Below are 4,477 nucleotides of genomic sequence, written 5' to 3'. Positions count from 1 at the left end.
AATGCCAATGATGTAAAGGTAGAGCTCAAAGCTGTTCATACCAAACCTCAATATTATGGTTATAACAGCAGTAGAAATGAAAAATTGACCTCAGGAGAAACTCCTGTAAAACATTTAGGAGATCTGGCTAAAACCGCTTACAGCCACAATGATAAAATATACAAAACTCCGGCACTTCAGGTGGCACCTATCAAAGCATCGACTCATTTAGATGTAGAACATTCTCAGAGAAGTACATCCGGAAGTGAAGCCGTAGGAGTCTTTTCTGTTTCCGGCTCTACAACAGTTCCTTTTTTACATCCTGGCTGTGTTGTAGACATTCATATGAGAAAACCAGACAGTAATGAAACGTCTTACTTTACCAAAGTGATGGTAACCGAAGCCGTCCATGAAATTGACACAATCGGACATTATACGGGTAGTTTTGAGTCTATAGCAGCTGATACTGGTTATTTACCCAAACCTGAATTTACAGAACCTATCGCTCAGCCTCAGATAGCCACGGTCATTGCCAATGCCGATCCTGAAGGACAGGGAAGAGTCCAGGTAAGATTCGATTGGCAGATGAATGATACCACTCATTTTGTACGAGTAATGAGCCCAGATGCTGGAGGAACTGATCAGATCACTCAAAACCGAGGTTATGTAGCAATCCCTGAAGTTGGAGATCAGGTAATGGTTAATTTTGTACACAGTCATCCTGACCGTCCTTTTGTAATGGGAGGAATGTTTCATGGAGGAATCGGTCTTGGAGGTGGAGTGGATAACCGTGTAAAATCTATTCAAACCCGAAGCGGACACCGAATAGTATTCACCGAAGATGAAAGCATTATTATCACGGATAAGAGTGGTAATGAGATTCATTTGGATACCACGGGAAGCAATATTAATATTACAGCACCGGAAACAATGACCCTGAATTGTAAGAATATGAACATTAATGTAGGCGAGAATATGACGACGACAGTGGGAATGAATAAGAGTAATTCAGTGGGAATGAATATTACTGAAACAGCAGGTGGTAATATTGGGCAAAACGCAGTTTTAAACTATAGTTTAAATGCAACAAATATTATGAATATAGCCTCAGATAATTTTACATATGATGCAACAGATATTCATAAAAATGCGTCAGAAGGAATTGAAGTTGCTGCTTCAAAGGATTATATACAAAATAGTGAACAGACTATTCATAATTTATCTGGTGAAAAGGGACATAATGCATAATATTTCAATATAAAAGTATTAAAATATGGCAGCGCAAAAGAAAGGACATATACAAATCTTTGCTAAAAATATACGAGGTACAGCAAATGGGGGTATTTTAGAAGAAAGTAAGTATACTAAAAATATTTCTGGTGGAAGACATATACAGAATGGCTTAGCTGGTGGGATTAATAATGACGTAAATAAAGGAAGACATTCTGTTGAAGTAACAAGAGTGAAAACTATAGAGTGTCTTGATGACTTTGAAGAGGGATCTGCTAATGATGGATCAGATGTCAATAAAAAAGAAGGAATTCTATATGGTAAAACTTATAGATTTAAGGTCAAAGAATATACAAATGGCGAACCAAGAAATCAAAATAGTATCCGATGGGCAATAGAATATATTGACCCTGAAACAGGTAGGAAAACAGAAAATATTTTGACAAATAAAGATTATAGAGGGATTGAGCTAAATGTGAGTTTTACTTCGCATGAGTGTTGTGGAGGAAATTTGGAAGTTAGGGCATATATTGAAAACTCTGAAATTGAAGGGAAATTGCCTGTATTCATGCATAACAGATTTAGATGGTTTGATAGAAAGGTATTAGAAGATCAAGTAGAACAAAGACGGGATAAGCCGTATTTAGCGGATCAAAATGATACCCCGACTTGTGGTATGGCTGCAATTTTATATATATTGGCTAAAAAGGATTTTGAAAAGTATAAAAATTTTGTATTAATGTTACATCGAACAGGAATAGGTATTTGTAATAATTATAAAATTGATGTTGATGAGAGTAAACATTTGCTAGAAATGAACCCAGTTACAAATACAAAATATCCTAGCAATCCAAATAAAATGCCTTATGCGGATTGGATACCATTTTCTTGTATGAGGGATAAGGAAAATGAATTAAAAGATTTTGATGGAGAAAATGATGAAGTTTTCGATGGATCAACCCTGCCTAGAGAGTTAAGTAAACTAATGAGGAATGTATTGAATTTTACATCGGTTATTGACAATACTAATGTTGTATTTACTAAAGGGGCATTACCTTGGGATGGCGAAGATTCTTCTTCAAGAGAAGTTGCAAAGATGCAGGAACTTTATTTGGATGGTTATACCGTATGTATGTTAATTAATGCAAATATGTTATCAAATAAAAAATCTGGAGTATTTACACCTATTGAACATTGGATAGTTTTTGAAGGAGTGATAGGTGGGACAATAACTCCGGATGTTTATGATTTTGAAGTATTTACTTGGGGGGAGATTAGGAAAGTGATAATTAATCCTTCTGTTTTTAGTACTAACTTTTATGGATATGTTTATGGAAAATAAAAAAATATTATGTTTATTTTTATTCTTTTTTGCCTGTAAAGAAAAAAATATTGAACAGTGTAACTTAGGTGATACTCCTATGGGAAATTATGTTTTTTTTATAGGGTTTAATGATAAAATTGGTAAAATTACTTTTGAAAGTTTATCGTCTAAAAATAGATCGTTTTCTTATCAGAACCCTAACTTAGAATATAATGGAGTAAAGGAATTTCGTTTGAAAATAAATACAACTACGATTGATATTCTCCAGAAAGATTGTGTAATTATTATTGATGATAGTTTGAAATTTAAAATTTCTGGAGTAAAGGTGAATAAGGTACAGAGGTCAACAATGTGGAATAAAAAGCTTTTTTGTGAACTAAACGAATATAAATTAAATGACTCTCTTATTGAAAATCACAATGGTATTTCTGTTTACAGGTAGCGTTCAAATATCTTGTCTAATGCTCTCTGCGGGTTCAGTTATGATGTCCTGTCAGTCAAAAACATATAATAAAGAAACAAATACTATAGCTAATCAGTTTACAATAAAAGAATCTTTTCCCAATCATAAGACAGCTTTTGAAAAAACAGACCATCAGGTATTTTTATATAATACTGCAGGTATAAAGCTATTTACAATTGATTTGAAAAAATATCTATATACAGCACATCAACCGGAATTAAATTATTCTTCATACTTGCATAAGATAAATGATCTTTTGTATTTCTCACCCAAAATCATCAAGAATAGCTTTACGTTTGCTACGGGAAATGTTGGTACAGGTATGGGAACTTTCTCTACAGAAAATGTTATTAATGATCTAGGATTACTTGATAAAGGGAAAATAGAATATCCAAATGATAAAGGGAAAATAGGAATATATAATATAGTTTACAGTTACAATAAATTTGCACAACTGTTAATAGTTAAGCAAGACAGAGAAGTTATTTTGGAAAATACATATGATGAAAATGGTCATATTATAGAAAGCAAAACCTCAAAAGAACAAAGAAAGCTTACATACAATACGGAAGGACAAATTGATAAAGAGGAAATAATTAATAAAGATGGTTCTAAGAACATCCTAAATTACCGTTATAATTCCTCAAAACAAATCGAAAAAAAATATAATGATGAAGAGACATTGATAAAAGAATATCAATATGATTCCAAGAATCAACTTGTTAGTATTATTGAATATTCAGGAACTATAAATAAGAACGATCCAAGTGAAATAGTTAATCATTTTGTAAAAAAAAGTTATACATATAAGATTGATAAGATTATTGAAGAAAAGCAGTATGAATACAATATTGTAAATTCTTCAATCTTAGTTAATCATAAAAGAATGCCTATAACGATTGCAGAACAAAAGAAATTAGCTTGGAAAAAACTAAAAGATCAATCTTGAATCTCCATTATCAGGTATTGAGACTCTATATTCTTATCAATCTCATGAAATAATTGCTAATATTAATAAATATAGATTTTCAACTAGTTTAACAAATGGTAAATGGGATTATAAAATAAATGCAAACATAGGGAAAGTTCTGAGTGTTGATTATCGGGCAGATAACAGACCATAATCTTTAATTACCTTAAAAACCGATATTAATATTAAAATTTTATATCAAAAAGACTGTTTCTGTTGAAAGCAGTCTTTTTTTTTGTGAATTTAATGATTTTTAAGTTTTATCATGTTGATATTGTGTGTTTTATGAAATGTTTCTATTTTTAGACTAAATCAAAAACACAAAGCAAATGAAAACCGAATCCAAATTAAAGGGAGCTTCTTTTCGCCCATCACAGAATGCAGACGGGATATCCGAAAATCATCATACCGGGATTAACCGTTTGGTAAAACTCTCGTTGGTTGTTGAAGGTAAAATTATCAAGCACTATAAACATTTTATACTTAAACAAAAGGCAAGTCATCATCATGA

General features: G+C 32.0%; 5 protein-coding genes. All 5 read left to right on the top strand.

All coding sequences use genetic code 11. The annotated features are described in order from the left end of the window. A partial coding sequence (locus BW983_RS23585; RefSeq protein WP_228409072.1) for a phage baseplate assembly protein V occupies nt 1-1,227 on the top strand: 1,227 nt, incomplete at its 5' end. Nucleotides 1,228-1,252: 25 nt separating this feature from the next. After that, nucleotides 1,253-2,551 (top strand): hypothetical protein, encoded by a 1,299-nt coding sequence (locus BW983_RS23580; protein WP_076554303.1) that lies wholly within the window; start codon nt 1,253-1,255, stop codon nt 2,549-2,551. Next, nucleotides 2,541-2,975, top strand: a complete 435-nt coding sequence (locus BW983_RS23575) for a hypothetical protein (protein ID WP_139329359.1) — start codon at nt 2,541-2,543, stop codon at nt 2,973-2,975. The genes BW983_RS23580 and BW983_RS23575 overlap by 11 nt, the downstream gene beginning before the upstream one ends. A 19-nt stretch (nt 2,976-2,994) precedes the next feature. Then, complete coding sequence (locus tag BW983_RS23570; RefSeq protein ID WP_076554299.1) at nt 2,995-3,945, top strand: hypothetical protein; 951 nt, start codon at nt 2,995-2,997, stop codon at nt 3,943-3,945. A gap of 350 nt (nt 3,946-4,295) precedes the next feature. Next, nucleotides 4,296-4,477, top strand: a 182-nt coding sequence (locus BW983_RS23565) for a hypothetical protein (RefSeq protein WP_139329358.1), incomplete at its 3' end; no start/stop codon positions are given.

Source organism: Chryseobacterium ureilyticum (assembly GCF_900156735.1).
GTDB classification, from domain to species: Bacteria; Bacteroidota; Bacteroidia; order Flavobacteriales; family Weeksellaceae; genus Chryseobacterium; species Chryseobacterium ureilyticum.
This window is presented reverse-complemented; position numbering and strand designations above follow the sequence as displayed.

Excerpts from the sequence above, each read along its gene's own strand:
- BW983_RS23570 (WP_076554299.1), top strand. The coding sequence starts at position 2,995 with ATGCTCTCTGCGGGTTCAGTTATGATGTCCTGTCAGTCAAAAACATAT.
- BW983_RS23575 (WP_139329359.1), top strand. The coding sequence starts at position 2,541 with ATGGAAAATAAAAAAATATTATGTTTATTTTTATTCTTTTTTGCCTGT.
- BW983_RS23580 (WP_076554303.1), top strand. The coding sequence starts at position 1,253 with ATGGCAGCGCAAAAGAAAGGACATATACAAATCTTTGCTAAAAATATA.